Source organism: Pseudomonas sp. LH21 (assembly GCF_036549575.1).
GTDB classification, from domain to species: domain Bacteria; phylum Pseudomonadota; class Gammaproteobacteria; order Pseudomonadales; family Pseudomonadaceae; genus Aquipseudomonas; species Aquipseudomonas peradeniyensis.
The window spans coordinates 5,128,328-5,154,165 of the sequence record NZ_CP144367.1 but is presented as its reverse complement, the minus strand read 5'-3'; the positions used below and the strand labels follow the sequence as shown (position 1 = coordinate 5,154,165).

General features: G+C 60.8%; 27 protein-coding genes and 4 tRNA genes. 19 read left to right on the top strand and 12 right to left on the bottom strand.

All coding sequences use genetic code 11. The features are described from left to right. Window positions 1–20: 20 nt before the first annotated feature. The 4 genes from VUG52_RS23510 to thiO are packed head-to-tail and all read left to right on the top strand — an operon-like array spanning window position 21 to window position 2,680. Entirely contained in the window at window positions 21–668 is a 648-nt protein-coding gene (locus tag VUG52_RS23510) for a hypothetical protein (RefSeq protein WP_050703662.1), read from the top strand. Continuing rightward, a complete protein-coding gene (locus VUG52_RS23505; protein WP_050703663.1) occupies window positions 665–1,135 on the top strand; it encodes a hypothetical protein in 471 nt (156 codons plus the stop codon). Before VUG52_RS23510 ends, VUG52_RS23505 begins: the two co-directional genes overlap by 4 nt. A gap of 1 nt (window position 1,136) precedes the next feature. After that, window positions 1,137–1,529, top strand: a complete 393-nt coding sequence (locus tag VUG52_RS23500; RefSeq protein WP_050703664.1) for a type IV pilin protein — start codon at window positions 1,137–1,139, stop codon at window positions 1,527–1,529. Between the two features lie 53 nt (window positions 1,530–1,582). Next, the gene (gene thiO, locus VUG52_RS23495; RefSeq protein WP_050703665.1) at window positions 1,583–2,680 is read left to right on the top strand and encodes a glycine oxidase ThiO; all 1,098 of its coding nucleotides are present in this window, start codon (window positions 1,583–1,585) and stop codon (window positions 2,678–2,680) included. 145 nt (window positions 2,681–2,825) lie between these two features. On the opposite strand, the gene VUG52_RS23490 is transcribed toward thiO, so the two are convergent. After that, the gene (locus VUG52_RS23490) at window positions 2,826–3,056 is read right to left on the bottom strand and encodes a PP0621 family protein (RefSeq protein ID WP_050703666.1); all 231 of its coding nucleotides are present in this window, start codon (window positions 3,054–3,056) and stop codon (window positions 2,826–2,828) included. Between the two features lie 94 nt (window positions 3,057–3,150). Further along, window positions 3,151–4,170: an outer membrane protein assembly factor BamD gene (locus VUG52_RS23485; RefSeq protein ID WP_050703667.1), complete on the bottom strand. Its 1,020-nt coding sequence runs from the start codon at window positions 4,168–4,170 to the stop codon at window positions 3,151–3,153. Window positions 4,171–4,319: 149 nt separating this feature from the next. On the opposite strand from VUG52_RS23485, the gene rluD reads away from it, so the two are divergent. The 7 genes from rluD (at window position 4,320) to VUG52_RS23450 (ending at window position 10,208) form a co-directional block, all read left to right on the top strand. Beyond that, a complete protein-coding gene (gene rluD / locus VUG52_RS23480) occupies window positions 4,320–5,282 on the top strand; it encodes a 23S rRNA pseudouridine(1911/1915/1917) synthase RluD (protein ID WP_028689894.1) in 963 nt (320 codons plus the stop codon). Then, window positions 5,279–6,019, top strand: coding sequence for a peptidoglycan editing factor PgeF (pgeF, locus tag VUG52_RS23475; protein ID WP_050703668.1), 741 nt, complete (start codon window positions 5,279–5,281; stop codon window positions 6,017–6,019). The genes rluD and pgeF overlap by 4 nt, the downstream gene beginning before the upstream one ends. A gap of 262 nt (window positions 6,020–6,281) precedes the next feature. Next, entirely contained in the window at window positions 6,282–8,846 is a 2,565-nt protein-coding gene (gene clpB / locus VUG52_RS23470) for an ATP-dependent chaperone ClpB (protein WP_050703669.1), read from the top strand. A 474-nt stretch (window positions 8,847–9,320) separates the two neighbouring features. Beyond that, window positions 9,321–9,396, top strand: a tRNA-Asn gene (locus VUG52_RS23465). 4 nt (window positions 9,397–9,400) lie between these two features. Next, window positions 9,401–9,477: transfer RNA gene (locus VUG52_RS23460), tRNA-Pro, on the top strand. A 6-nt stretch (window positions 9,478–9,483) separates the two neighbouring features. Further along, window positions 9,484–9,559, top strand: a tRNA-Lys gene (locus VUG52_RS23455). Between the two features lie 112 nt (window positions 9,560–9,671). Further along, the gene (locus tag VUG52_RS23450; protein WP_050703670.1) at window positions 9,672–10,208 is read left to right on the top strand and encodes a dihydrofolate reductase family protein; all 537 of its coding nucleotides are present in this window, start codon (window positions 9,672–9,674) and stop codon (window positions 10,206–10,208) included. A gap of 118 nt (window positions 10,209–10,326) precedes the next feature. Here the strand turns inward: VUG52_RS23450 and VUG52_RS23445 are convergent, their stop codons facing one another. The 4 genes from VUG52_RS23445 to VUG52_RS23430 form a co-directional block, all read right to left on the bottom strand. Next, window positions 10,327–11,622: an NAD(P)/FAD-dependent oxidoreductase gene (locus VUG52_RS23445; protein WP_050703671.1), complete on the bottom strand. Its 1,296-nt coding sequence runs from the start codon at window positions 11,620–11,622 to the stop codon at window positions 10,327–10,329. 84 nt (window positions 11,623–11,706) lie between these two features. Beyond that, window positions 11,707–11,880: a DUF3094 family protein gene (locus VUG52_RS23440; protein ID WP_050703672.1), complete on the bottom strand. Its 174-nt coding sequence runs from the start codon at window positions 11,878–11,880 to the stop codon at window positions 11,707–11,709. A 132-nt stretch (window positions 11,881–12,012) separates the two neighbouring features. Further along, window positions 12,013–12,642, bottom strand: coding sequence for a DUF1780 domain-containing protein (locus tag VUG52_RS23435; RefSeq protein WP_050703673.1), 630 nt, complete (start codon window positions 12,640–12,642; stop codon window positions 12,013–12,015). Window positions 12,643–12,697: 55 nt separating this feature from the next. Then, window positions 12,698–13,129: a hypothetical protein gene (locus VUG52_RS23430; protein ID WP_220689944.1), complete on the bottom strand. Its 432-nt coding sequence runs from the start codon at window positions 13,127–13,129 to the stop codon at window positions 12,698–12,700. 86 nt (window positions 13,130–13,215) lie between these two features. On the opposite strand from VUG52_RS23430, the gene VUG52_RS23425 reads away from it, so the two are divergent. Then, window positions 13,216–13,923, top strand: coding sequence for an energy-coupling factor ABC transporter permease (locus tag VUG52_RS23425; RefSeq protein ID WP_331832151.1), 708 nt, complete (start codon window positions 13,216–13,218; stop codon window positions 13,921–13,923). 255 nt (window positions 13,924–14,178) lie between these two features. Here the strand turns inward: VUG52_RS23425 and VUG52_RS23420 are convergent, their stop codons facing one another. The 5 genes from VUG52_RS23420 to VUG52_RS23400 form a co-directional block, all read right to left on the bottom strand. Beyond that, window positions 14,179–14,427, bottom strand: a complete 249-nt coding sequence (locus tag VUG52_RS23420; RefSeq protein WP_050703676.1) for a hypothetical protein — start codon at window positions 14,425–14,427, stop codon at window positions 14,179–14,181. Between the two features lie 210 nt (window positions 14,428–14,637). Then, window positions 14,638–14,838, bottom strand: a complete 201-nt coding sequence (gene yacG / locus VUG52_RS23415) for a DNA gyrase inhibitor YacG (protein ID WP_011535705.1) — start codon at window positions 14,836–14,838, stop codon at window positions 14,638–14,640. Next, a complete protein-coding gene (gene coaE / locus VUG52_RS23410) occupies window positions 14,835–15,458 on the bottom strand; it encodes a dephospho-CoA kinase (RefSeq protein WP_011535704.1) in 624 nt (207 codons plus the stop codon). The genes yacG and coaE overlap by 4 nt, the downstream gene beginning before the upstream one ends. Further along, a complete protein-coding gene (locus VUG52_RS23405) occupies window positions 15,458–16,324 on the bottom strand; it encodes a prepilin peptidase (RefSeq protein ID WP_262974610.1) in 867 nt (288 codons plus the stop codon). The genes coaE and VUG52_RS23405 overlap by 1 nt, the downstream gene beginning before the upstream one ends. A gap of 2 nt (window positions 16,325–16,326) precedes the next feature. Beyond that, on the bottom strand, window positions 16,327–17,535 hold the full coding sequence (locus VUG52_RS23400; RefSeq protein ID WP_262974611.1) for a type II secretion system F family protein: 1,209 nt from the start codon (window positions 17,533–17,535) through the stop codon (window positions 16,327–16,329). A gap of 227 nt (window positions 17,536–17,762) precedes the next feature. Here VUG52_RS23400 and VUG52_RS23395 point away from each other — a divergent pair, with 227 nt between their 5' ends. From VUG52_RS23395 to VUG52_RS23365, 7 genes are all read left to right on the top strand, one after another. Next, on the top strand, window positions 17,763–18,173 hold the full coding sequence (locus VUG52_RS23395; RefSeq protein ID WP_062575174.1) for a pilin: 411 nt from the start codon (window positions 17,763–17,765) through the stop codon (window positions 18,171–18,173). Window positions 18,174–18,231: 58 nt separating this feature from the next. After that, window positions 18,232–18,307: transfer RNA gene (locus VUG52_RS23390), tRNA-Thr, on the top strand. Between the two features lie 164 nt (window positions 18,308–18,471). Continuing rightward, a complete protein-coding gene (locus VUG52_RS23385; RefSeq protein ID WP_331832150.1) occupies window positions 18,472–19,800 on the top strand; it encodes a tyrosine-type recombinase/integrase in 1,329 nt (442 codons plus the stop codon). An 892-nt stretch (window positions 19,801–20,692) separates the two neighbouring features. Beyond that, the gene (locus VUG52_RS23380; RefSeq protein ID WP_331832149.1) at window positions 20,693–21,673 is read left to right on the top strand and encodes an integrase domain-containing protein; all 981 of its coding nucleotides are present in this window, start codon (window positions 20,693–20,695) and stop codon (window positions 21,671–21,673) included. Further along, window positions 21,670–21,975, top strand: coding sequence for a hypothetical protein (locus VUG52_RS23375; RefSeq protein WP_331832148.1), 306 nt, complete (start codon window positions 21,670–21,672; stop codon window positions 21,973–21,975). Before VUG52_RS23380 ends, VUG52_RS23375 begins: the two co-directional genes overlap by 4 nt. Window positions 21,976–22,166: 191 nt before the next feature. Further along, window positions 22,167–23,315 (top strand): helix-turn-helix domain-containing protein, encoded by a 1,149-nt coding sequence (locus tag VUG52_RS23370; protein WP_331832147.1) that lies wholly within the window; start codon window positions 22,167–22,169, stop codon window positions 23,313–23,315. Further along, complete coding sequence (locus VUG52_RS23365; protein WP_331832145.1) at window positions 23,305–23,898, top strand: hypothetical protein; 594 nt, start codon at window positions 23,305–23,307, stop codon at window positions 23,896–23,898. The genes VUG52_RS23370 and VUG52_RS23365 overlap by 11 nt, the downstream gene beginning before the upstream one ends. 461 nt (window positions 23,899–24,359) lie before the next feature. Here VUG52_RS23365 and VUG52_RS23360 read toward each other — a convergent pair whose 3' ends face one another. Then, entirely contained in the window at window positions 24,360–25,685 is a 1,326-nt protein-coding gene (locus VUG52_RS23360; RefSeq protein WP_331832144.1) for a hypothetical protein, read from the bottom strand. Window positions 25,686–25,838 lie beyond the last annotated feature (153 nt).

The window sequence follows — 25,838 nt, the reverse complement described above, 5'->3', positions numbered from 1 at the left end:
GTGCAGGGCAGGGTGCTGCCATGAGGCGTCGGCAGGTGGGTTTCGGCCTTGTCGAGGCACTGCTGGCCCTGGCACTGGGCCTGATGTTGCTGGTGGCCGCCGGCCAGGTATTCGTCTCGGCGTATCAGGCCTTGCAACTCCAGGGCGCGGCGGCGCGCCTGCAGGATGACGCCCGCCTGGCCTTGCAGCGAATGGCCGAGGATATCCGCCAGGCGGGGATGTTCGGTTGCCTGCGTCTTGAAGCCGAGGACTTCGCCGATCCTGGCGCAGCACAGGCCTTCGCGTCGCCCATAGAGGTCACCGGCGACAGCCTGACCCTGGTCGGCGCCGAGTTGCCCGGGTTGCTCGGCACCCCGGACTGGACCGTGCTCAGCGATTGCCGCAGTTGGGCGCGGGTGCAGCCCGGGCAGCACGTCGGGGACGGCGAGTTGTTGGCCCTGCCGGTGCGCCGGGTGACCTACCGGGTGCGCAACGGCAGCCTGATGCTCACCAGCAATGCGCAGCATGCCAGCCTCATCGACCAGGTGCGGGCGCTGGAGGTCAGCCGTGTCGAGGCGGGGGCGGGTGAGCGGCTGGATATCCACCTGACCTTGCATGACCGGCAGCATGGGCTCGAGCAGCGCCATTCACTGAGCGTGGCCCTGCGCAACCCGGGAGCCGAGTCGTGACGGGGCAGCGTGGCGTTGTGCTGTTGCTGGCGCTGGTCCTGAGTCTGCTGTTCGGCCTGCTGGCAACCCTGGCCATGCGCGAGGCGCTTTTGCAGCAGCGCCAAGCAGGCGATCAGCTGGCCGGCGCGCGAGCCTTCGAGCAGGCTGAGGCTGCCTTGATCGAGGGCGCAGAACTGCTCGCAGGCAGCATCCCTGCCCGATGCCAGGCCTGTCCGCCACCCAGTCCACCTGATCCGCAGCCTTCTCCACCCTGGCTGGTGACCCGCAGTGGCTTCGTTTACCTGCAAACCCTGGGAGACAGCTTGCGTGTCGTGGGTCAGCCCGTCGGGGACAGGCTGACGCTGGTCCGGGTGACGGCGGTGGGCCTTCAAGCCCGCGGGCGGCAACTGCTGGAGGCGGTCTATGCCATCGATGATGGCGGCGCGGTGAAGCGGATCAGCTGGCGCCAGCGCCTGGGGGAGGGCTGAGATGCAGCGCGGCCTTGGTCTGATCGAATTATTGATTGTCGTGGCGCTGATCGGCATGCTGGCAGCCATTGCCTACCCCAGCTACAGCGACCAGTTGCGCCGCGCCGCACGAAGCGAAGCGCTCGGCCTGCTGCAGGACGCGGCATTGCGCCTGGAGCAGCACCGCGCGCGCGTGGGCGGTTATGCCGACAACGAGCAGTTGACCACCGTGTTGCCCGCGGGCACACGCTACTACCGCCTGCAGGCCTGGCGCGACACTGACCGGTTCAGCCTGCGCGCCAGCCGTGTGCCCGAGGCCTTCATGGCGGATGACCGCTGCGGCGACTTCCTGCTCGACCAGGCGGGCGTGCGCGATAACACGGGCGCGGGCGACGAGGTGTGCTGGGGAAGCTGAAGATCATGAGGTGCCCAGGCGCCGTGGAATTACTTCAGGTGTTGGATCGAACCATGAGCAAGCAAGTAGTGATTGTCGGCGGCGGTGTCATCGGCCTGCTGACCGCGTTCAACCTGGCCGCGGATGTCGACCGGGTGGTGGTGTGCGACCAGGGCGAGGTGGGTCGGGAGTCGTCCTGGGCCGGTGGCGGGATCGTTTCGCCGCTGTACCCGTGGCGCTACAGCCCGGCGGTGACCGCCCTGGCGCACTGGTCGCAGGATTTTTATCCACAGCTGGGCGAGCGCCTGTTCGCCAGCACCGGGGTCGACCCCGAGGTGCATATCACCGGGCTGTACTGGCTGGATCTGGACGACGAAGCCGAGGCCCTGGCCTGGGCCGCACGCGAGCATCGCCCGCTCAGTGCGGTGGATATCTCGGCGGCCTACGATGCCGTGCCGGTGCTTGGCCCGGGTTACCGCCATGCCATCTACATGGCGGGCGTGGCCAACGTGCGCAACCCGCGCCTGGTGAAGTCGCTGAAGGCCGCGTTGCAGGCATTGCCGAACGTGACCCTGCGCGAGCATTGCCAGATCACCGGGTTCGTCCATGAAGGTGGTCGCGTTACCGGTGTGCAGACCGAGGACGGTGTGATCGCCGCTGACGATGTGGTGCTCAGCGCCGGAGCCTGGAGCGGTGACCTGCTGCAGACCCTCGGGCTGACGCTGCCGGTGGAGCCGGTGAAGGGGCAGATGATCCTGTTCAAGTGCGCCGAGGACTTCTTGCCGAGCATGGTCCTGGCCAAGGGGCGCTATGCGATCCCGCGCCGCGACGGGCATATCCTGGTGGGCAGCACGCTGGAGCATGCCGGCTACGACAAGACCCCGACGGGGGAGGCGTTGGAGAGCCTGAAGGCCTCGGCGGTGGAGTTGCTGCCGGCGCTGGCGGAGGCCGAGGTAGTGGGGCATTGGGCTGGCTTGCGCCCTGGCTCGCCTGAAGGTATCCCGTATATCGGCGCGGTGCCGGGGCATGAAGGGCTATGGCTGAACTGCGGGCATTACCGCAACGGGCTGGTGCTGGCGCCGGCGTCGTGCCAGCTGTTCGGTGATTTGCTGATGGGGCGCGAGCCGATTATCGATCCGGCGCCGTATGCGCCTGGGGGGCGTCTGGGCTGAGCGCATAACCACTGTAGGAGCGGCCTTGTGCCGCGAAAGGGCCGTGAAGCGGCCCCAGGATTTCAGCGTTGACGCAAAGATCGCCGGGGCCGCTTTGCGGCCCTTTCGCGGCACAAGGCCGCTCCTACAGAGGGCGCGTAGGCTGTCAGCGTTGCTGGCCAGGCCCTTGTTCCAGATGCTGCTGGCTGCAGTACCACTCCTGGCCACGCTGCAACGCCCGGTCGTTGGGCAGGTGCACGCCGCAATGGGCGCAGCGCACCATCTTCAGCGGATCCTGCAGGCGCGGCTCGGCAGGTGATTGCTGACTGGTCTTGAACTTGCGCCACAGCCAGAACGCGGCGGCGATCAGGGCGATCCAGAAGAGTAGGCGAACCATGGTGTCCAGCTTGTCGAGAAAAGAAGCCGACAGTCTAGGACGCAGGCATGAAAAAAGGGAGGCCTCGGGCCTCCCTTTCTTTGCGTGCGTGGTATCAGTCGAACAGACCGAAGGTCATGTAGCTGAACCAGGAACGGTCCTTCTCGGCTTCCTTCGGACCTTCCGGCAGGATCGGGTCGCCGTTCTCGTCCTTGGGCAGCAGCTCTTGCGGAATCTCGGAACGGGCGTCCTGGAACTGCTTGACCACGTCCTGGTTGGCGCGGGTCTCGCCCGGCGGCAGCGGCGCCTGGGTGTCGATCAGGCCCAGGGTGGCCTTGGACAGCCACGAGCGGTTGCCGTTTTCATCCACTTTGGCGACGAACTGGCCATCGACCAGGCTCGGGTGGTTCGGGTAGTTGAGCTTGAGGGTCTCGAGGCTGGTGGCCGCCAGCTCGTCCAGGTGCATGCGCTGGTACGACTCGACCATCACCGCCAGGCCATCGCCTACCGACGGGGTTTCCTGGAAGTTCTCCACCACGTAGCGGCCACGGTTGGCGGCGGCCACATAGGCCTCGCGGCTCAGGTAGTAGTTGGCCACGTGGATTTCGTAGGAGGCCAGCAGGTTGCGCAGGTAGATCATGCGCTGCTTGGCGTCCGGGGCGTAGCGGCTGTTGGGGAAGCGGCTGGTCAGCTGGGCGAACTCGTTGTACGAGTCGCGGGCGGCGCCCGGGTCACGCTTGGTCATGTCCAGCGGCAGGAAGCGCGCCAGCAGGCCACGGTCCTGGTCGAACGAGGTCAGGCCCTTGAGGTAGTAGGCGTAGTCGACGTTCGGGTGCTGCGGGTGCAGGCGGATGAAGCGCTCGGCGGCGGACTTGGCGGCCTCGGGCTCGGAGTTCTTGTAGTTGGCGTAGATCAGCTCGAGCTGGGCCTGGTCGGCGTAGCGGCCGAACGGGTAGCGCGATTCCAGGGCCTTGAGCTTGTTCACGGCGCTGGTGTAGCTGGAGTTGTCCAGGTCGGCCTGCGCCTGCTGGTACAGCTCGGCCTCGCTGAGGTTCTCGTCAATGACTTCCTTGTTCGAGGAACAGGCAGCGGTGAGCCCGAGGATGGCGATCAGCAGCAGGTGTTTCACTTGCATGGCGGCTTGCGTCCCTTTGACGGCCGCTGTCTTGGGCGGTGCCGTCCTGTTATGATGAGCGCCCCCGGCCAAACCCCGGGGCAAAAGAAGCCGTATTTAACCACAAGCGCGCAGCCGAAACCAAAGGCTGAACGCCCGTCGATTCGAGCATGTCCGAGATCATTCAACTTAGCGCAGAGGTCCCGTCCGAACTGGGCGGCCAACGCCTCGACCAGGTCGCCGCCCAATTGTTCGCCGAGTACTCGCGTTCGCGCCTGTCCTCGTGGATCAAGGATGGCCGCCTGACCGTCGATGGCGCGGTGCTGCGACCGCGCGACACCGTCCACACCGGCTCCATCCTGGCCCTCGAAGCCGAGCAGGAGGCCCAGGGCGAATGGGTGGCTCAGGACATCGAGCTGGACATCGTCTACGAGGACGACCAGATCCTGGTGATCAACAAGCCCGCCGGGCTGGTGGTCCACCCGGCGGCCGGTCACCCCGACGGCACCTTGCTCAACGCCCTGCTGCACCATGTCCCGGACATCGTCAACGTGCCGCGCGCCGGCATCGTGCACCGCCTGGACAAGGACACCACTGGTCTGATGGTGGTGGCCAAGACCCTGCAGGCGCAGACCAACCTCGTCGACCAGCTGCAAAAGCGTTCGGTCAGCCGTATCTACGAGTGCATCGTGGTCGGCGTGGTGATCGCCGGCGGCAAGATCGACGCGCCGATCGGCCGTCACGGCGGCGAGCGCCAGCGCATGGCGGTGACCGAGGGCGGCAAGCCGGCCGTCAGCCACTACCGCGTGCTCAAGCGCTTCCGTTCGCACACCCATGTGCGGGTCAAGCTGGAAACCGGCCGCACCCACCAGATCCGTGTGCACATGGCGCATGTCGGCTATCCGCTGGTCGGCGACCAGACCTACGGTGCACGCTTCCGCATCCCGCCGGCCGCCAGCGTGGCCATGGTCGAGGCGGTCAAGCACTTCCCGCGCCAGGCCCTGCACGCGCGTTTCCTGGCGCTGGACCACCCGACCACGGGTGAGCGCATGGAATGGAAGTCGGAGTTGCCGGACGACTTCCAGTGGCTGCTGTCGCTGCTCGACCAGGACCGCGAGAGCTTCATCGGATGAGTGGCCTGACGCAGTCGCTGATCCTCCCCGACTGGCCGGCCCCGGCCTCGGTTCGCGCCTGCGTCACCACCCGCGAGGGCGGCGTCAGCCTGCCGCCCTATGAATCCTTCAATCTTGGCGACCATGTGGGCGATGACCCGCAGGCGGTCGCCGAGAACCGACGTCGCCTGAGCGACGAATTCGCCATCCAGCCGGCCTGGCTCAAGCAGGTGCATGGGTTGGTGGTGGCGGATGCCAATCCCGCCGTGGTTGCCGAGGCCGATGCCAGCTGGACCGACCAGCCGGGCATCGCCTGCACCGTGATGACCGCCGATTGCCTGCCTGCCCTGTTTTGCGACCGCGCCGGTACCCGAGTGGCGGCTGCGCATGCCGGCTGGCGCGGGCTGGCCGGTGGCGTGCTGGAGGCCACCCTTGAGCGCCTGGCGCTGGCGCCTGAAGAGGTCATGGTGTGGCTGGGGCCTGCGATTGGGCCGCAGGCGTTCGAGGTGGGGCTGGAAGTGCGCGATGCCTTTACTGCCGTGCATCCCGAGGCGGCTGAGGCGTTTGTCGAGGGCGAGCGCCCGGGCAAGCTGATGGCCGATATCTATCAGCTGGCGCGGATCCGCCTGGCGGCGCGTGGCGTTACCGCCGTTTATGGTGGCGGGTTCTGCACGGTCAGCGATCCACGCTTCTTCTCTTATCGCCGCACCCCGCAGGGTGGGCGTTTTGCTTCGTTGGTCTGGTTGCAGCCGCGCTGACCTTACCCGGCCTACGCGGACATCGCGTGGGAGCGGGCTTGCCCCGCGATAGCGCAGGCCCTGCCACCTCTATCTCATCTGCTGGCGCCATCGCGGGGCAAGCCCGCTCCCACGTTGCCTGACGTCACTGGTGCTGACCTCTGTCAACCCCGCTACGCTTGAATCTTCCAGAATCACCCTTATCTATTGGTCATCTCAGGCAGGTTCTTCATTACAGGTGCTGTCCATCGCTCCGCCTGCCCTTTAAAGGAAGGTATCCCCCATGCGAATAGACCGACTGACCAGCAAGCTGCAACTCGCGTTATCCGACTCCCAATCCCTGGCCGTGGGCATGGACCACCCGGCCATCGAGCCCCTGCACCTGCTGCAGGCGCTGATCGACCAGCAGGGCGGCTCGATCAAGCCGCTGCTGATGCAGGTCGGCTTCGACATCAACAGCCTGCGCAAGGCGTTGACCAAGGAGCTCGACCAGCTGCCGAAAATCCAGAATCCGACCGGCGACGTGAACATGTCCCAGGACCTGGCGCGCCTGCTCAACCAGGCCGACCGCCTGGCCCAGCAGAAGGGCGACCAGTTCATCTCCAGCGAGCTGGTGCTGCTCGCCGCCATGGACGAGAACAGCAAGGTCGGCAAGCTGCTGCTCGGCCAGGGCGTGAGCAAGAAGGCCCTGGAGAACGCCATCAACAACCTGCGCGGCGGCGCGGCGGTGAACGACGCCAATGCCGAGGAATCGCGCCAGGCCCTGGACAAGTACACCGTCGACCTGACCAAGCGCGCCGAGGAAGGCAAGCTCGACCCGGTGATCGGCCGTGACGACGAGATCCGCCGCACCATCCAGGTGCTGCAACGCCGGACCAAGAACAACCCGGTGCTGATCGGCGAGCCCGGCGTGGGCAAGACCGCCATCGCCGAGGGCCTGGCCCAGCGCATCATCAACGGCGAGGTGCCCGACGGCCTGAAAGGCAAGCGCCTGCTGGCCCTGGACATGGGGGCGCTGATCGCTGGCGCCAAGTACCGCGGCGAGTTCGAAGAGCGCCTCAAAGGCCTGCTCAACGAACTGAGCAAGCAGGAAGGCCAGATCATCCTGTTCATCGACGAACTGCACACCATGGTCGGCGCCGGCAAGGGCGAGGGCGCCATGGACGCCGGCAACATGCTCAAGCCGGCCCTGGCCCGTGGCGAGCTGCACTGCGTCGGCGCCACCACGCTCAACGAATACCGCCAGTTCATCGAGAAGGACGCCGCCCTCGAGCGTCGTTTCCAGAAGGTGCTGGTCGAGGAGCCGAGCGAGGAAGACACCATCGCCATCCTGCGTGGCCTGAAAGAGCGCTATGAAGTGCACCACAAGGTGGCCATCACCGACGGCGCCATCATCGCCGCGGCCAAGCTCAGCCACCGCTACATCACCGACCGCCAGCTGCCGGACAAGGCCATCGACCTGATCGACGAAGCGGCCAGCCGCATCCGCATGGAGATCGACTCCAAGCCGGAAGTGCTCGACCGCCTCGACCGTCGCCTGATCCAACTGAAGGTGGAGTCCCAGGCGCTCAAGAAGGAAGAGGACGAAGCGGCGAAGAAACGCCTGGAGAAACTGACCGAGGAAATCGACCGCCTGGAGCGCGAGTACGCCGACCTCGAAGAGATCTGGGCCTCGGAAAAAGCCGAGGTGCAGGGCTCGGCGCAGATCCAGCAGAAGATCGAGCAAGCCCGCCAGGAACTGGAAGCCGCCCGCCGCAAGGGTGACCTCAGCCGCATGGCCGAGCTGCAGTACGGGGTAATCCCGGACCTGGAGCGCAGCCTGCAGATGGTCGACCAGCACGGCAAGACCGACAACCAGTTGCTGCGCAACAAGGTCACCGAGGAAGAAATCGCCGAAGTGGTCTCCAAGTGGACCGGCATCCCCGTGGCCAAGATGCTCGAAGGCGAGCGCGAGAAGCTGCTGAAGATGGAAAGCCTGCTGCATGAACGGGTGATCGGCCAGGACGAGGCGGTGACCGCCGTGGCCAACGCCGTGCGCCGTTCCCGTGCCGGGCTGTCCGATCCGAACCGCCCCAGCGGCTCGTTCCTGTTCCTTGGGCCTACCGGCGTGGGCAAGACTGAGCTGTGCAAGGCGCTGGCCGAGTTCCTGTTCGACACCGAAGAGGCCATGGTGCGCATCGACATGTCCGAGTTCATGGAGAAACACTCCGTGGCTCGCCTGATCGGCGCCCCGCCAGGCTACGTGGGTTATGAAGAGGGCGGCTACCTGACCGAGGCCGTGCGTCGCAAGCCGTACTCGGTGGTACTGCTCGACGAGGTGGAGAAGGCCCACCCGGATGTGTTCAACGTGCTGCTGCAGGTGCTGGAAGATGGCCGCCTGACCGACAGCCACGGCCGCACCGTGGACTTCCGCAACACGGTGATCGTGATGACCTCCAACCTGGGCTCGGCGCAGATCCAGGAACTGGCCGGTGACCGCGAGGCGCAGCGTGCGGCGGTGATGGACGCGGTGGGTTCGCACTTCCGTCCGGAGTTCATCAACCGCATCGACGAAGTGGTGGTGTTCGAGCCCCTGGGCCGCGAGCAGATCGCCGGCATCACCGAGATCCAGCTCGGCCGACTGCGTGGCCGCCTGGCCGAGCGCGAGCTGTCGCTGAGCCTGAGCCCGGAGGCGTTGGACAAGCTGATCGCCGTGGGGTACGACCCGGTGTATGGCGCACGGCCACTCAAGCGTGCGATCCAGCGCTGGATCGAGAACCCGCTGGCGCAGTTGATCCTGGCCGGCGAGTTCTTGCCGGGTGCGGCGATCACCGCGAAGGTGCAGGGCGAGGAGATTGTCTTCGACTGATCACTGCCGTCATGAAGAGCCCCGCGAAAGCGGGGCTTTTTTATGTGGGTCATCCCGACGCCATCGCGGGGCAAGCCCGCTCCCACGCAGATCGGTGCCACAGGTACCCTATGCGCGTGGGAGCGATCAGCGTGGGAGCGGGCTTGCCCCGCGATAAGGCCAGTGCAGGCGCCGCAAACCCCTGATTTTCCGGCTTCCTACCTAACTTGCTGAAAATTTTGAAAAAAGTGCTTGCACAAAATTCAGAGTGCCCCTAATATTCGCCCCGCTGTCAGGCACTGAGCGAATCACCAGCAACATCGGAGATCGCAAAACAACTTACAAATCAGTAAGTTGAATGAAAAAAAGTGGTTGACAAGCAAAACGAAGAATGTAGAATAGCCGGCCTCAGCAGCGACAACGCGAAAGCGAAGCAGCTAAAGAGTTCGAAGCTAACACAGGCTTCGAAGCAGTAAAGATGTACCGAAGTTCAGTTCCGCGATAGCTCAGTCGGTAGAGCAAATGACTGTTAATCATTGGGTCCCTGGTTCGAGTCCAGGTCGCGGAGCCAATCTCGGGGTGTAGCGCAGTCCGGTAGCGCGCCTGCTTTGGGAGCAGGATGTCAGGAGTTCGAATCCCCTCACCCCGACCATTTTCCGGGTCGTTAGCTCAGTTGGTAGAGCAGTTGGCTTTTAACCAATTGGTCGTAGGTTCGAATCCTACACGACCCACCATGTAAAAAGGGCATCTCGACTGAGATGCCCTTTTTCTTTTGTCCGCGTTTTTTGGGTGTGGCATATCCCCGCCCTTGCTACCCTGTGGCCTTTGCCCGCAGGAGCGCCACGCATGTCCCTCAAAGCCCGTGTTTTCATCGCCACCAGCCTGGATGGCTACATCGCCCGTGAAGACGGCGGCCTCGATTGGCTGATGGGCGCCACCCAATCCACCGACGACCATGGCTATGCCGGGTTCATGGCGGGCGTTGATACGCTGGTGATGGGGCGGGGGACTTTCGACAAGGTCATGACCTTTGGCGAGTGGCCGTATCCCGATACGCGGGTCGTGGTGGTCAGCGCCAGCCTCGAGGCCTTGCCCAAGGGCGCACCGGAGCAGGTCGAGCTACACCCCGGGCCGATTCCGGCGTTGCTCGAGCATCTGCAGGGCACGGGGGCGAAAAGCCTGTACCTGGATGGCGGCAAGCTGATTCAGGGGTTCTTGCGTGAGGGGTTGGTGGATGAACTGACCATCACCCGCATTCCCGTGCTGCTGGGGCAGGGGATTCCGTTATTCGGCGGGTTGGCGAAGGATGTGCTGTTGCAGCACATGAAGACGACCAGTTACGAGAGTGGGTTCGTGCAGAGTACGTATCGCGTGGTCAGGTGAAGTCGCCAGCGTGGGAGCGGGCTTGACCCGCGATGGCGTCGGTTCAGGCCACCCGGTTATGGCGGCTGTCGCTATCGCGGGGCAAGCCCGCTCCCACCGGGGAGAGCAGGGCCTGTTATCAGTGCAACTTCAAACGCGGCTCAGTCCCCCGCCCAATCTTGCTACCCAGCATCATCATCGCCGTGCGGAAGAACCCATACAGCGCCATCTGGTGCATCCGGTACAGCGACACATAGAACATCCGCGCCAGCCAGCCCTCCAGCTTCACGCTGCCCATCAGGTTACCCATCAGGTTGCCCACCGCCGAGAACCGCGACAGCGATACCAGCGAGCCGTAGTCCTTGTACTCGTAGGTCGGCAGCGCCTTGTTCTCCAGGCGCGCCTTGAGGCTCTTGGCCAGTAGCGAAGCCTGCTGGTGCGCAGCCTGCGCCCGTGGCGGCACGTTGCGGTCGCTGCCCGGCTGCGGGCAGGCGGCGCAGTCGCCGAAGGCAAAGATATTGTCGTCGCGGGTGGTCTGCAGGGTCGGGCGCACCACCAGCTGGTTGATGCGGTTGGTTTCCAGCCCGTCGATGTCCTTGAGGAAGCCCGGCGCGCGAATGCCCGCCGCCCAGACCTTCAGGCTGGCCTGGATCACTTCGCCGGCCGCCGTCTTCAGGCCATCCTCGGTCACTTCGCTGACTGCGGCATTGGTCATCACCGTCACGCCGAGTTTTTCCAGGGTCTTGTGCACCGGCACGCTGATGCGCTCCGGCAGCGCCGGCAGTACCCGTGGGCCGGCTTCGATGAGGGTGATGTGCATGTCTTTCGGCTGGATCTTGTCCAGGCCATAGGCCGCCAGCTCGTGGGCGGCGTTGTGCAGCTCGGCCGCCAGCTCCACACCCGTGGCGCCGGCACCGACGATGGCCACGCTGATCTTCTCGCTGGCCACATCGCCCGCGTGGGCACGCAGGTAGTGGTTGAGCAGCTGCTGGTGGAAGCGCTCGGCCTGCTTGCGGCTGTCGAGGAACAGGCAGTGTTGCGCTGCGCCCAGGGTGCCGAAGTCGTTGGTGTTACTGCCCACGGCGATCACCAGGCTGTCGTAGCCAATGGTGCGCGCAGGCAGCAGCTCGCGGCCCTCGTCGTCGAGGGTCGCGGCCAGCTGGATCAGCTTGCTTTCGCGGTCCAGGCCGCTCATGCGGCCCATCTGGAAGTTGAAGTGGTTCCACTTGGCCTGGGCCACGTAGTTCAGTTCGTCTTCCGAGGAGTTCAGCGAGCCGGCCGCCACTTCGTGCAGCAGTGGCTTCCAGATGTGCGTCAGGTTGGCATCAACCAGGGTGATCTCGGCCTGTTTGCGCTTGCCCAGGGTTTTACCCAGGCGGGTCGCCAGTTCCAGGCCGCCGGCGCCGCCGCCGACAATCACGATGCGATGAGTCATGGGGATATCTCACAAGTTTTACGGAATTCGTGGACACAAGGTCCGGCCGCATCCAGCACGAGGGGCGGGCGAGCGCAAGGCAGCTCATAGCACCAGTCCACTCAGCAGGCGGCTCAACAGGCCCAGACCGATGGTCACGGCCACCACCAGCAACAGGAGCAGCAACGGCCGGAAGGGCCTGCGCTCTACTTGATGCTGGGGGGCGCTCAGATACTCATCGACGCGACGCTGATCTTCGGGATTCAGGCGGCTGGTCATGGTGGGCCTCGTCAGATAGACGTTTGTGACTGCGTGTACGCCACAGCGTTCACGCAAACGCATGGGTCGAATGATAATGCTTTCTATCCCTGGCGCCGAGTGTACGTGATCGCAAACACACCCGGCACTGGATCAAAGACTGATACCTACGTCGAACACAATGCTGCGCCCCAGGTTGCCGCGCAGGAAATCCGGCGCGTCCGGATGGGCGAACAGCACCCGGGCGAAGGTCGGCCCCACCAGCGACAACGAGCGCCAGCCCTGGCGCAGGTACTCGGTGGGCGGCGGGAAATGGCTGTTGAGGTCGAGCACTTCGCGCTTGAGGCTGGAGAAGGCGATGATGTCCAGCTCACCCAGGTCCAGCCCGCGTTCGCGGTAGTTGTGCGATTTCTTGCGCAGCGTGGGCGCCAGGCGTGCCAGCAGTTCCTGGGCGCTGATCCGCCGGGGGCGTTGTTCGCGGCGCACCAGTTGGCTCAGGGAGAACGCGCTGCGCCGGCGTTGCAGCTCTTCGCGCCACTCGTCATTGAGCCGCCGGCCCTCGTCGAGCACGAAGAACACCTCGAACGCCGCGTCGCGGAACAGCACGTCTGGCGGTTCCTGCCCGGCCGGGGTGAAGTCCTCGCTGCGGTAGGGAATGTTCAGCCCCTGCAGCAGGCGCTGGCAGACCCAACGCTCGCGTTCCCATTTGCGGGCATTGGACAGGAACGCATTGGCTTGTTCGGCCTGGATGGTAAGCAGGCGCAGGTAGTCTGAGTCATCCATGGGGACAAGCTTAGTCGCTAATTGATGACGGTAAGATGCTGTTTGTGCGTGGGAATCAGCCCAGCACCAGCCATTGCTGCACGACCCCGAACAGGTGCAGCAGCCCGCCGCCCACACAAATGGCCGAACTGACCGCGATGAAACGCCGGCTGCGCCCGGTGCCGGCCAGCAAAAGCGGCCCCAGCAGGCCACGGGCCAGGTACACCAGGGTGATCAAGCAGATGATCGGCATCAGCAATGGCAAGGGCGCGATCACACCGGCCGCCGACAGCGCGTAGGCGGCCCAGGCCAGCAGTACCGACGCGATCGCCGCTGTGACCAGGGCAGGGTAGGCGCGCCCTTGTTCCGCGGCCCGGGCCATGCGTTCGCCCGCGCCGAACAGACGGTACCAGCGCGGGCCCACGGCGATGACCATCAGGTGCAGTACCCCCGCGGTGGCGCTGAACAGCGCGCCCAGCAGCAAGGGCAGGTTGATGCCTTCGGTCATTGGGGATGCGTCCTGCAGCGAAAGGAGGTGTCAGCCTATAGCAACCGGACGAAAGGGAGAATGGGTGTAGACTCAGGCTTGTCCACATGGCCGACAGGGATATTGTTCAGGTGATTAGCGCACAGGTCTTGTCCAGCACCAGCCTTACCCTTGGCTGGCTCGGTTACGTGCCCCTGCTGGTCTGGGCCGCCAGCCGCACGCGCTGGGTGGAGTTGTTCGCTGACACCCGCCGCCAGCACCTGCTGTTCGGCACGGTGTTCTGCCTGTTCGTGCTGTGGCTGGTGCGGCGTGATTTCGATACTGGCGTGTCGTACCACTTCATCGGCATGACTGCCGTTACCCTGCTGCTGGACTGGCCGCTGGCGGTGCTCGGCGGCTTTCTCGCCCAGCTTGGCCTGTTGCTGCTCGGCCGCCAGGACCTCGCTGCTATCGGCGTCAACGGCCTGCTGATCGTAGGGTTGCCGGTGCTGGTCACCGAGGTGTGCGCGATCCTGGTCGAGCGTGCCCAGCCGCGTAACCTGTTCGTGTATATCTTCTGTTGTGGGTTCTTCCCTGCCGCGTTGACCGTGTTGGTGTGCCTGGCGGCTGGGCTGGGGATATTGTGGATGGACGAGCGTTTCGCCATGCCGGAGTGGCTGAGCGACTTTGTTGGCTATCTGTGGCTGATGATGTTCCCCGAGGCGTTTATCAATGGCACGGTGATCAGTGCCTTGGTGGTGTTCTGCCCCGAGTGGCTGGAAACGTTTAACCGCAGCCGCTATCTGCAGGCGCCGTGGAAGGACGAGGAACGCTAAGACTTTATTGTGTTGCCTGCCCCGGCCTCTCGCCGGCAAGCCGGCTCCCACACTGACCGCGTAGCCCGCTCAAACCAAACGCCGTCCCTGTGGGAGCTGGCTTGCCAGCGATGGGCCGCAACGCGGCCCCGGCGTTTCCTGCAGCAATTGCTGTTGGGGCGTTGGGGTTGCTGTATGGCTGGCCCATAACGATCGTGTGCGATCTCAGTGGGAGCGGGCTTGCCCCGCGATTGAGTGACCTCGGCCTGTCGTTTCTCAATCCGAATCATCGCGAAAATAGCGTGAGCGTTTGAACAGCAAGCGCTGGCCGACCAGCATGAACAACATCCCCCACAGGCCGCCATCGAGCTGCAGCACTTGCCGTTCACCCAATTGGGAGCAAGTGGTGATGCCGACCACCATGAAGATGATGTACACAGCCCTTCGCAACCCTTTAGGGCGGCACAGCCAGTCGAGCAGTACGCCCGCCGCCAATCCGTAAGCGATGAAATACAGTTCTGGCATGTTGGCGTCCTGCTCGGATGACCAGCAGCAAGGAGAATGGCTGGTGCATCGAACGATGCCAATGGATAGGGCGAGCGCCTATTCAGCGCGGTCTGATTAACCGGTAAGAAATGTCTGAGGCTTGAACGCCGGCCTCCCAGTTAATGGACGACCGGCGTGGGAGCGGGCTTGCCCCGCGATTGCGGCGGTGCTCTCACCACCAAGCCCAGCTTAGTGCCGTGGCTCCAGATCCCCCGAATACAACTCATCCTCGGACTCTTCCGCCCCCGCGATCTTGTGCTCCTCGGCCGCCCAGGCCCCCAGGTCGATCAGCTTGCAGCGGTCCGAGCAGAACGGCCGGAACGGGCTCTTCTCCCCCCATTCCACAGGCGCCCCACAGGTCGGGCAATCAACGGTCATCGGCTGGCTCATGGCTGGCCTCCTCGCAAAGTCAGGTAAAAGTGGTGCAGGCGGTCGATCTCGTCGTGCAGCGATTGCAGGTCACGATCATTGACCACCACGTCATCGGCATGGCGCAGGCGCTCTTCCCGGGCCAGCTGGGCCTTGAGAATCGCCTGCACCTGCTCGGGGCTGGTGTTGTCCCGTTGCAGGGTGCGCTGCACCTGCAACTCGGTCGGCGCATCGATCACCAGGATGCGCTGGGTCTTGCTGAACTGCCCCGACTCGATCAACAGCGGCGACACATACACCGCATAGGGCGTCTCGGCCTTGGCCAGGTAGCTGAAGATCTCCTGGCCGATCAGCGGGTGCAGCAGCTGCTCCAGCCATTGCCGTTGCGCAGGGTCAGCAAAGATCTGCTGGCGCAGGGCGCCACGGTCGAGCTGGCCGTCCTCCAGCAGTACACCGGGGCCGAAGCGCTCGACGATGCGGGCCAGGGCAGGGCGCCCCGGCTCGACAACCCAGCGCGCCGCCTGGTCGGCATCGACCAGGTGCACGCCCAGCTCGACGAAACGCTCGGCGGCGGCGCTCTTGCCGCTGCCGATGCCGCCGGTCAGGCCGAGAATCCAGGGGGTGAAAGGCGCTGTGCTCATCAGGTTCCAAGCAGTTGCAGGTAAGAAGCGACTATTTCATCACCCCAGAGCACGGCGATCCACCCCGCAATGGCCAGATAAGGCCCGAAAGGCAGCGCAGCGCCCATTTGCGTGCGCTTCAGACGCACCAGCGTCAGCCCGATCAACGCCCCCACCAGCGAGGCCAGCATCAAGGTCAGCGGCAAAATCTGCCAGCCGCCCCAGGCCCCGAGCATGGCCAACAGCTTGAAGTCGCCAAAGCCCATGCCCTCCTTGCCGGTGACCAGCTTGAACACCCAATAAACTGTCCACAGGCTCAGGTAACCCGCCACCGCACCCCACACCGCGTCGGCCAGCGGCACCAGCAGCCCGAAGGCGTTAACCACCAGCCCCAGCCACAACAGCGGCAGCACCAGCACATCTGGCAGCAACTGGTGCTCGGCATCGATCAGGCTCAAGACGATCAGCCCCCAGGTCAGCAGCATCACCGCCAGCGCCTCCACGCCCGGCCCGAAATGCCACGCCACCAGCAGCGACAGCAGGGCGGTGGCCAGTTCCACCAGTGGATAACGCGCACTGATCCGCGCCTTGCACCCCGAGCAACGCCCGCGCAAGGCCACATAACTCAACACCGGAATGTTTTCCCACGCCCGGATCGGGCGCTGGCAGTGGGGGCAGCGCGACGCCGGCAGGCACAGGTCGAAGCGCTCGTGCTCGGCCTGCGGCAGCCCCAGCACCTCCTGTGCCTCGCGCTGCCACTGGCGCTCGAGCATCACCGGCAGCCGGTACGCCAGCACATTGAGAAAACTGCCCACCAGCAACCCCAGCACCGCGGCCAGGGCATAAAAGAACGGTGGATGATCGACGATTACGGCCCAGGCATTCATGTTCAGATCAGGCTACCCAACTGGAAGATCGGCAAGTACATCGCCACGACAAGGCCCCCCACCAGCAGCCCGAGGATCAGCACGATGGCCGGCTCCAGCAGCGTGGTCAACTGCTCCAGCGCCTGGCTCACCTGCTCTTCGTAATGTAGCGCGGCCTTGTCCAGCATGGTGTCGAGGGTGCCGCTGGCCTCGCCGACCGCCACCAGCTGGCGCAGCAGCGGCGGGAAAAGCCCGTCCGCCTCCATCGCCTGTTGCAGGCTCGCCCCATTGGCCACGCCCTGGCGCAACGCCAGGATCGCCCGCTCATGCAGGCAGTTGCCACTGACCGGCGCCACCGTTGCCAGCGCATCCAGCAACGCCACGCCGGCTGTATAAGAAGTCGCCAGGCTGCGCGCAAACCGCGCCAACGCCGCCTGCCCGAGCAAGGTGCCGACCACCGGCACCCGCAGCCCCCAGCGCGCCATCCACAGCCGCGCCGGCAGATGCCGCCGATAAACCTCCCGCCCGCCAACCCCCAACACAGTTATCAACAGCACCAGCCACCCCACGTGATTGCCCAGCCCTGTGGATAAATCGATCACCCACTGGGTGAACGCCGGCAGCGCCTTGTCGAAACTGGCGAACAGCCCCTGAAAGCGCGGCACCACCTCCAACAGCAACAACGCCGCCACCCCGAGCCCGGTCAGCAGCAACAGCGCCGGATACAGCATCGCCTTGCGCACCTTCTGCCGCAGCGCCTGGCGCTTCTCCAGCATCCCCGCCATCTGCTCCAGTTGCCGGTCCAGCGTGCCCGACTGCTCGCCCACCCGCACCAGGTTGCAGTACAGCGCATCGAACCACGCCGGATGCCGCTGCAACGCCTCCGCCAGCCCAAGCCCCGCCGCCACGTCCTGTTTCAACCGCGCCAGCAACGCCGCCATGCCGCTGTCCACTGTGCTGCGCGCCATCACCTCGAACGCCTGCAACAACGGCACCCCCGCCGTCAGCAAGGTCGCCAGCTGCCGGCTGAACCCCGCCGCATCCGCCTTGCCCGCCCGCTGCGGCCAGCGCCACTGCAACCCACCCGCCAACCTCACCCGCGTGGCCCGGATGCCCTGGCGTTGCAGCCAGGCCTGCACAAACGCCGGGCTGCGCCCCGGTTGCTGGCCGTGTTGACGAGTGCCGGAGGCATCGATGCCCTCCCAGGCGTAGAGGCGGGTAGACGGTGGCATGCGAAGGTCCTTTGCAGTGCGGCGACAAGCCCCGTAACAGCTTGCCGGGCCCGAGGGCGGGCGCGTTTCCATGACGCTCACTAGAGTAGTTCAGCGAAGATGACGCCCTGCCGTGCAGGGGTGACAAAAGGTGTCGGTTCAGGCCTACTGCGCGCCTGCCGGCCGGGGCGCCGAAAAGATGAACATGCGCCGACCGCGCCTCCATGTATTACGAAGGAAGACCGTTCATGAAAGGGCAACGAGGTATCACCCTGATCGAACTGATGATCGTCGTCGCGATCATCGGCATCCTGGCGACCATCGCCATCCCCATGTACACCAACCACCAGGCCCGCGCCAAAGCCGCGGCGGCGCTGCTGGAAATCTCCGCGCTGAAAACGCCGATGGACATCCGCCTGAACGAAGGCAAGGACGTGCCCGACGTCGCCAGCCTCGGCGGCCAGCCCGCCACTGCCCATTGCGCGATCACCGCCAGCGGCACGGCGGCCGACGGCACCGCCAGCATCGCCTGCACCCTGGCCGACGCACCGGCCAATGTGCTGGGCAAGACCGTGACCCTGGCCCGCACCCAGGCAGGGTGGAGCTGCGTGACCACGGTGGAGGAAGACCTCGCGCCGAATGGCTGCAAGGCGCCGTGAAAGTGAGGTGAAACAGGGGTTTGCGTAACGGACACGGCAATGGTACGTTGCGCAACACGCCGGTGTAGCTCAGTCGGTAGAGCAGCGCACTCGTAACGCGAAGGTCGCAGGTTCGATTCCTGTCTCCGGCACCACATCCAGCTCCACTGCATTCCGCTGAATGCTTTGGAAACCCTCTAAACCGGCCTTTTGGCCGGTTTTTCGTTTCCACGACCCTCCGTCGGGAACCAACTAAATCCCCAATAACCGGGGGTATTTTTGGGGTACAGCGTCTTTCCTGAATGGAGAACGTACCTCTATGCCACGTCTAGCCATTCCGCTCAGCGACCTCAAATGCCGCACGGCCAAACCGCGTGATCGAGCCTATAAACTGTTCGACGGCGGGGGTATGTACCTGTACGTTGCGCCCAGTGGCTCGAAGACTTGGCGGCTGCGGTATTTCAAACCCAGCGGCAAGGAAGGCACGCTGATTATCGGCAAGTACCCCATCGTTTCGTTGGCCGTCGCGAGGACCAAGCGCGATGAGGCCAAGGCTCTGTTGCTCGACAACCTTGATCCGATGGAAGAAAAGCAGAAGGCCAAGATCGCAGCTCAGCGGGCGAGTCTTCTGTTTGAAACCGTCGCTCTGGAGTGGCACGTCGAAATGTCCCGACGGTGGACTGAGGGCCATGCCAAGACGGTGCTGAGTAGGTTGCGTACCCATGTGTTTCCACTGATTGGCCAGCGGCCAATTGCTGAGCTCGACACCCACGATCTCCTTGAGGTCACTCAGCGAATCAAGGATCGCGGCACCATGGATGTAGCCCTGCGTGTGCAGAACTATCTATCCACGATCATGCGGGGTGCGAAGCGGGCGCGGCAGATCACTCAAAACCCAGCGCTCGATCTGGCCGGCTCGATTCAAGCGCCGCGCACCGTGCACCGTCCTGCACTCTCGCTGAACCGCCTTCCTGAACTGTTGGACCGAATCGACAACTACACCGGTCGCGAGCTGACTCGGCTCGCAGTGCTGCTGACGCTGCATGTGTTCGTGCGCTCCAGCGAACTGCGCTTCGCCCGGTGGGATGAATTCGACCTGCAACGGGCGATGTGGGAGATCCCCGATACCCGTAAGTCGATTGAAGGCGTTCGCTATTCCACGCGCGGGACCAAGATGAGTGGGGACATTCAGATAGTGCCGTTGTCGCCTCAAGTCATCGAGATCCTTGAACGGCTGCGCAGCTTGAATCGCTTCTCTGAACTCGTGTTGCCCGGTGATCACAGGTACTGGAAACCCTTGTCGGAGAATACGGTTAACCAGGTGCTTCGCAATATGGGCTACGACACCACCAAGGACGTGTGCGGGCATGGTTTCAGGACCATGGCTTGTAGTGCCTTGCTCGAATCAGGGCTGTGGACGGACGCGGCGATTGAGCGGCAGATGAGCCATCAGGAGCGTAACCGCGTGCGCGCTGCTTACATCCACAAGGCCCAATTTCTGGAGCAGCGTCGGTTGATCATGGCGTGGTGGAGTAACTACATCGATGCCAACAGATCGGGCCATGTCACTCCGCATGAGTTTGCCCATCCGGTAGGCGATAACGTCACCGCCTTGCCAAATGGTCATGGCGCATTCAATCGTGGGTGAGCCTGCAAGATCGGCGCTGGCTGCTCTTTCACGCGGGTCCATCCAAACAGGGCTGCAAAGCCGCCCTGTTTGGATGGACCTCACTTTGAAGAGCTAAAAGCCACAACGTTGTCCGGGGTTTACCAAGTAATTCCAACGATGGATAACCGCTTTTCACGTCCTCAAGGGCGCTTAATTTCGGCCCTTGACCGGGTTTATCCACAGGCGTAGAACTGGCCGTGCAAAGGCTGTCGATGACAGCACCCCAGGTGACCCGAGCCTTAAAGGTCACGCCGCTCCTACGGTGGTTCTCCCCAAGGGCGATTAGCATTCGGTAGCTCGCCCGGTCACCTCCCCGGTGATGGATGCTCTTACACATGTGGCCCTCGTGCGCCAGACACACCGTACCTCGCTGCCCTGCAGCAACCTATCCGCTTGGCCGAAAATTGCGCCAACCTGTGCCCGTCTCTTTCTCTGGAAAGAGACGGGCACTTCTAACACTGCTGCAGCCCTGATCGCACCTGGCTTTGCGGCATTCCCCCTCGTGACAATCGGCGTGACAAACGCCGATGTCACCAGCAACAGCGCTGTAGATGATGGTGCCGCAGACCAAGGAATGACTGCACCTGACTGACAGTCAGGCATGCCCCGGTCATCGCATTGCTGCGTTCACCCGGCTCAGGATCTCGCGGCGCTGGTCTCGTCAGCCAATGCAGCCTCCACCCGCCCACCGGTAACGGTGCTCAGGAGGCCAGATCATGAGATGCCCTTGCTCCCGGACGTAAGGAGCCGCCAGTCCCGCGTAGTGGACATTCCCCACAGGTCGCAGGGGCCTTGATCCCTGATAACACTCAACATTCTTGGCGGGATGACGTGGGGCGAGGATCGGAGATTGGAAGATGAGGTGACTGACATGGCATTGGTAGGTAGGCGGGATGGCCGCAATTTTGGCTACGGCAGGCAACTGAGCTACGCGGGGCCACAAGCGCTGAAAGACATGTTCGGTGGCGGTCACTATGGCACGGTCAAGGCGCATTGTGATCGATGGCAGGCATTCGTGAGGTGGTGCCGCTCAGAACAGGGGCCGGGTATCAATGATGCGCGACAGATTGATCGGAAGGTGTTGGCCGACTATGCGGCGTATCTGCGTGACGTGGTTGGGCGCGGTGACCTTGCTGTCAGCACCGCACAAAATCGACTATCCAGCGTTAACAGGACCATGGCAGCGCTTCGCGGTGATCAGTGCGTGAAGTTGCCAAGTCCGAGCAAGGCGTTGGGTATGCAGCGCATCGGGGTTCGACAGTCGGTGCCGCAGGGCCAAGACCACGAACAGGTTAAGCAGATCGTCGATGCACTTTGCCGCGATCATCAGCAACGGGCCGCCGCGATCGTTCTGTTGGCACGAGCCACAGGTATGCGCTTGCGTGAAGCCATCTTGGCTGACCTACCAAGGCTTAGCCGTGAGGCTGAAGCCTGCGGCAAGATCAACATCCAGGACGGTACCAAAGGGGGCCGCGCCGGCGCCTCGGCACCTCGTTGGATTGCAATGAACGACCATGTCCGAGGTGCACTTGCGTTTGCACGACAGGTTTCCCCTACGGGTAGCCGCAACCTGATTGCCGCACACGAAAGCTACGTGGATCTTCTGCAAAAAATCATCCGCCCGGCACGGGACATCCTGCATGTACACAGCCTCAAAAGCTTCCATGAGCTACGGGCGGCGTACGCGTGTGAGCGTTATGAACAAATCACCCATCACCGCGGGCCTATCAACGGCGGTCAGTGTTGCCAGGTAGATAGGAACCTTGATCGTGAGGCCCGAAGGCAAATCAGCTACGAGCTTGGGCACGGTCGGATGGACGTGGTCGCTGCCTACATTGGAGGACGGACATGAGCAAGCCATTTGATATGGAGTTGTTCTTGGTCGGTGAGATGACTGGGTCGTACGCGACGCGGCAGCGCCATTTGTGCCAAGCGAAAATCATCCAGGCTGAAATCGCAAAACGCTGGCAGCGAGAGACACCTTGGACTTGGCAAAGAAAGCATTTGGCTTGGTTCCTTGAACATCGCCTGGATCGGCACAGCGAGATGACGCGGTATTACTATTTTCTGACCGTGCGGCTACTCGCTCGTCGGTTACAGAAAACATGGGAGTTCACCCTACGTGCGAGGACTGACGTTGATATGTACGACTGACAACAGTCGATTCCAATCGGACGGTGGAAACTGCCGGAGGCGGACTGACTGTTGCGAAAACTACTTTTTCAATGGGCTCGACGCTCAATGACCCTTGATTTGCAGGCAACTCCTAATTTTTACTATTAGTAATGGCAATCTTGTCCGCGGACATCTAATATACTCTACTTGCTATCAAGGATTGAGTATCAATGTCTATTGATTTGAGGGTGATTAGTGAGCGGCTGAAGAAAAGCCGGGGAACTCTTGGTTATAGCTTTAGCGAAGCAAGCAGCGCTTGCGGCATAACCGTCGAGAGGCTACTGGAGCTTGAAAATGGAATTTCCAAACCTACCGGGGATGAAATTTTAATCCTCGCATCATTGTACAATTGCGAGTTTCTTCAGCTAATTGATCGTAACCTTCCTGGTCCATCCGATTTGACGGATATTCTTTTCCGCCGTCATGGGGAGTCATTCAGCCAGAATGATCGTCGCGCAATACAACAGTTTATACTTCTTTGTCAGCGCGAGAGTGAACTTGAACAGGCTCTAGGCGTTAGAAAATCTAAGCCAATGGTTAAGTGGAGTGGTGGGTTCTACAAGAAGCATGGTGCAGATGCTGCACAGATAGTTCGTAAGCACCTTAACTATTCTGACAACTCAGTTGGGCGAGATATATATTCTGACTTTCGAGCTATAGGCGTACATATTTTTCGCAGAAAACTGAGCAATGACGAAGTTTCAGGGGTTTATATAAATGACCCCGTTGCAGGTCATTGTGTCCTTGTCAACTATAACGAGGATGTCTACCGGCAACGATTTTCAGTTTCACACGAGGTTGCCCATTCAATCTTCGACTCAGCAGAGGATGTGATGGTAACTTATGAAATGGCTAGTTCGAGATACTCGAGGAAGGATCTGGTCGAAATAAGAGCGAACAGCTTCGCGTCTAACTATCTCATGCCACCTCAGATGCTACGTTCCATATCGCCGTGGAACACCGACTCTGTTCAATATTGGGCGCAAAAATTTCGCGTCAGTACAGCTGCTCTTGCTAAGGCTTTAAAAGATGAAGGAATTGTGACTAGTGCGCAAGCCGATCTGTTGAAAAAAGTTCGAATCCCTAAATCGGAAAAGATAGATCCAGAAGCACCTGACAATCTGACCGACCTTCAAAGACATCGACGGCTAGAACTTTTGGAAACGGGGCTCTCTGATTACTATGTTTCTCTATGTTGCAACGCATATGAAAGGCAGCTTATCAGTACCCATCGATTAGCGGAATTGCTTGACGCCAGCTTGCAGGAACTAATTGAGATAGGGAAATTATTTGGTAGGACAATTAAACATGGCATTTGATCCAAGGGTTTTTTGCAATTTGGTAGCCGTCGATACTTGCGCTGTTTGGAATATACTTTCGGCTAAAAAGCTTAGCTTGGCTGCATTCTCATCCGGCGTGCACTTTGTTATAACTCCGATGGTTAATTACGAGTGTCTATATAAAATACGAAAGCAAAATTCGGTGTCACAGGAGGAGCTCAAGAATCGGCTAAAATCAGCGCTCAGGAGGAAAGCAATTTCTATCCAGCATTGTGATCTTGAAAGTTTGATCGCCGTAGCCAAATTGGCTCCCAAAAAATTGAGTAGCGGTGAGCTATCTTGCATCGCCATGTCTTATAGTATCTCAACCATTGCGGTTATGACGGATGAAAAGCTGGCGCGAAAGTTCGCCGAAACTAGCCTGAGTCTCCGTGTTGAAACAACGCCGAAGCTATACGGGTGGCTCCACTATCATTTAAGGCTTGTTGACTCGGATCATGCTGAGATCATCAGCGAGCATGAAAGTTACGAGCGGCGTCCCCTGACAGTTTTTTTTAACGAAGCGTACGAGGTAGCACTTCAGTATAGAGTTACCATTGCTCCGACGTCTGGCAATATTTGAAAGTTTCCTTCATGTGACTGAGGGTGGTGACAGTTTGCAGGTATATGAACTTCGAGTGACAAAAAATAGGGCTGATCTCTTAAGCAGTACCTGAAAATTTTCCCCAAGTAGTCAATACGTTGTCTAATACAGATTCCTGAGCGACTTATGCGGAGTTTTCAAGGATGCTGCAATGAGACGTTAGCTAGCCTCCGCGAAGGGCCGCCTTGGGTCGTTAGCAGCCTTCTTGACTGACCGCTTTCGGTATAAAACCGTCGTTTTTTCACCGTCTGTTCTCGGTCAAGGGTGGAAGTTAAGGGCTTGTGCCTGGATTAACATTGCTGTGTTAAGGGATTTAACGGAATTATTTATATTAACTAGAAGGCCATTTGTCCGTCCGTCCCCCTCCAAAAAAACATTGCTAATCAGCTTCTCTGTATGCCGTCAAGTGATTCACATATAGAATAGAGTATAAAGCATAATCACACCCCCTCATCGATACCACTTTCATACATGTGTTTTCTCACAAGCCAACCGGTCAATTCATGAATATTCTCATAATATTCGGGGCGGCTAGTGGCTATTCTGCGTCCTAGTAATTTCGCGGGGCGACCTGCTCTTCTGGCAGTAAAGTCAAATAAATCCTTTGCGGTGTGCACGAATTTTGATCGATCCTCGTACAGTGGGCGGAAGTATTTCTTGAATAAAAAATCATTAATGCTTAATTTATTTACAAATGCTTTGTATTTTTCACTGATTTTCCATTCTTCTTTAGCTATAATCGTGTCGCAATTGGGGCAGTTCACTTCAAGAGTAACCTTTTCGGAGTCAAGCAGGGCCTCGATAGTGGCGGTATAAGCAATTATCTCATAGGAGATAGACTGCGGAGGCAACTGCTGAGAGTTAATCAATTCTCTTAGGTGAAGCCCCTCTGCAAATCTTGCACAAGCTTGCTGGAAGTCATCTTTTAGTGCGATTTTTCGCATAATAGTGTCAGCTCGTTCAGGCAGCGCCAATAGCGAGTTTATTACACAGTCCCCTGTCTCAATGATTTCACCCGTTAGAGGAGTGTTCGGCTCTAGATTTTCATATTTTCTAAAGCCGGAGTCATCAACAAATATATCGCAAGAAGTATATCTATCTACTATGCTGCCAAACTCTTCAGTCGTAAATTTTCCCCACGATAAATCAAGCCTTGGAGTAAATAGGTTTTGAGTTAAAGTGGTAAGCCGAGAGCAAATTTTAACGACATTGTCCTCGGTCTCTTTTGCCAAATCTGCTTCATTGGTGGATTTGACTGGAAAAAATAAATGGCCTGTGCAGCCCTCTTCATCATTTACCTTGGTTAATAATAAGTCCGATTGAAGAAGGCGATAATGTCCCGATAGTTTTCGTTTGGTCTGGACCGCTATGCACATATAAGCTTGGATAGCGCTGCTTGCCGTAAGATTGGCTTTTAATACATAGTTGATGGCATTTCGGATTTTTTTCTCAACGAGCATGTCCCTATGCTGCGATTTGTTATCAATTGCTCCAAATCCGATCTCAAAAATCCCTTTGGATGTATGATTATAAAAATGAAGTTCAGCCTCGAACGATAAGCTATTATCCGCCCAGTGTATCCGGTAGTCGTATATCTCAGGGTTTACTGTTGGTCTGTAGTAATGAGCGCATCCTACATTGCCAATGTCTTCGTTAAATTTATCCCACAACTTCGATAGGAAGTTATTCGCATTTGCCCTTGAGATTGAAGTGCTTATGAATTCTAATGGTGATTTTATATGTACTCCAACTAATTTCTTTGTCATGAGGCCTCTGGTAGCTTTGGTGTTTAGGGTAAAAGAATAGCGCTGCTTCAAGTTGCGAGGTAATGTTTTGCGATCCTGAATCATACATCGCGAATCGCCAAAAATCACCTTGGCAATCCAGGTGAGTTACTCTCAAATTTAGTCTGATTCGAT

What these genes read in the sequence shown, in the direction of transcription:
- thiO (WP_050703665.1), top strand. Translation starts at nt 1,583, where the DNA reads ATGAGCAAGCAAGTAGTGATTGTCGGCGGCGGTGTCATCGGCCTGCTG.
- VUG52_RS23430 (WP_220689944.1), bottom strand. Translation starts at nt 13,129, where the DNA reads ATGACCGAAGGCATCAACCTGCCCTTGCTGCTGGGCGCGCTGTTCAGC.
- pgeF (WP_050703668.1), top strand. Translation starts at nt 5,279, where the DNA reads ATGAGTGGCCTGACGCAGTCGCTGATCCTCCCCGACTGGCCGGCCCCG.
- VUG52_RS23425 (WP_331832151.1), top strand. Translation starts at nt 13,216, where the DNA reads ATGGCCGACAGGGATATTGTTCAGGTGATTAGCGCACAGGTCTTGTCC.
- VUG52_RS23440 (WP_050703672.1), bottom strand. Translation starts at nt 11,880, where the DNA reads ATGACCAGCCGCCTGAATCCCGAAGATCAGCGTCGCGTCGATGAGTAT.
- VUG52_RS23385 (WP_331832150.1), top strand. Translation starts at nt 18,472, where the DNA reads ATGCCACGTCTAGCCATTCCGCTCAGCGACCTCAAATGCCGCACGGCC.
- VUG52_RS23365 (WP_331832145.1), top strand. Translation starts at nt 23,305, where the DNA reads ATGGCATTTGATCCAAGGGTTTTTTGCAATTTGGTAGCCGTCGATACT.
- yacG (WP_011535705.1), bottom strand. Translation starts at nt 14,838, where the DNA reads ATGAGCCAGCCGATGACCGTTGATTGCCCGACCTGTGGGGCGCCTGTG.
- VUG52_RS23400 (WP_262974611.1), bottom strand. Translation starts at nt 17,535, where the DNA reads ATGCCACCGTCTACCCGCCTCTACGCCTGGGAGGGCATCGATGCCTCC.
- VUG52_RS23405 (WP_262974610.1), bottom strand. Translation starts at nt 16,324, where the DNA reads ATGAATGCCTGGGCCGTAATCGTCGATCATCCACCGTTCTTTTATGCC.
- VUG52_RS23485 (WP_050703667.1), bottom strand. Translation starts at nt 4,170, where the DNA reads ATGCAAGTGAAACACCTGCTGCTGATCGCCATCCTCGGGCTCACCGCT.
- VUG52_RS23510 (WP_050703662.1), top strand. Translation starts at nt 21, where the DNA reads ATGAGGCGTCGGCAGGTGGGTTTCGGCCTTGTCGAGGCACTGCTGGCC.
- VUG52_RS23360 (WP_331832144.1), bottom strand. Translation starts at nt 25,685, where the DNA reads ATGACAAAGAAATTAGTTGGAGTACATATAAAATCACCATTAGAATTC.
- VUG52_RS23435 (WP_050703673.1), bottom strand. Translation starts at nt 12,642, where the DNA reads ATGGATGACTCAGACTACCTGCGCCTGCTTACCATCCAGGCCGAACAA.
- VUG52_RS23420 (WP_050703676.1), bottom strand. Translation starts at nt 14,427, where the DNA reads ATGCCAGAACTGTATTTCATCGCTTACGGATTGGCGGCGGGCGTACTG.
- VUG52_RS23490 (WP_050703666.1), bottom strand. Translation starts at nt 3,056, where the DNA reads ATGGTTCGCCTACTCTTCTGGATCGCCCTGATCGCCGCCGCGTTCTGG.
- VUG52_RS23380 (WP_331832149.1), top strand. Translation starts at nt 20,693, where the DNA reads ATGGCATTGGTAGGTAGGCGGGATGGCCGCAATTTTGGCTACGGCAGG.
- rluD (WP_028689894.1), top strand. Translation starts at nt 4,320, where the DNA reads ATGTCCGAGATCATTCAACTTAGCGCAGAGGTCCCGTCCGAACTGGGC.
- VUG52_RS23395 (WP_062575174.1), top strand. Translation starts at nt 17,763, where the DNA reads ATGAAAGGGCAACGAGGTATCACCCTGATCGAACTGATGATCGTCGTC.
- VUG52_RS23375 (WP_331832148.1), top strand. Translation starts at nt 21,670, where the DNA reads ATGAGCAAGCCATTTGATATGGAGTTGTTCTTGGTCGGTGAGATGACT.
- coaE (WP_011535704.1), bottom strand. Translation starts at nt 15,458, where the DNA reads ATGAGCACAGCGCCTTTCACCCCCTGGATTCTCGGCCTGACCGGCGGC.
- VUG52_RS23500 (WP_050703664.1), top strand. Translation starts at nt 1,137, where the DNA reads ATGCAGCGCGGCCTTGGTCTGATCGAATTATTGATTGTCGTGGCGCTG.
- VUG52_RS23450 (WP_050703670.1), top strand. Translation starts at nt 9,672, where the DNA reads ATGTCCCTCAAAGCCCGTGTTTTCATCGCCACCAGCCTGGATGGCTAC.
- clpB (WP_050703669.1), top strand. Translation starts at nt 6,282, where the DNA reads ATGCGAATAGACCGACTGACCAGCAAGCTGCAACTCGCGTTATCCGAC.
- VUG52_RS23370 (WP_331832147.1), top strand. Translation starts at nt 22,167, where the DNA reads ATGTCTATTGATTTGAGGGTGATTAGTGAGCGGCTGAAGAAAAGCCGG.
- VUG52_RS23445 (WP_050703671.1), bottom strand. Translation starts at nt 11,622, where the DNA reads ATGACTCATCGCATCGTGATTGTCGGCGGCGGCGCCGGCGGCCTGGAA.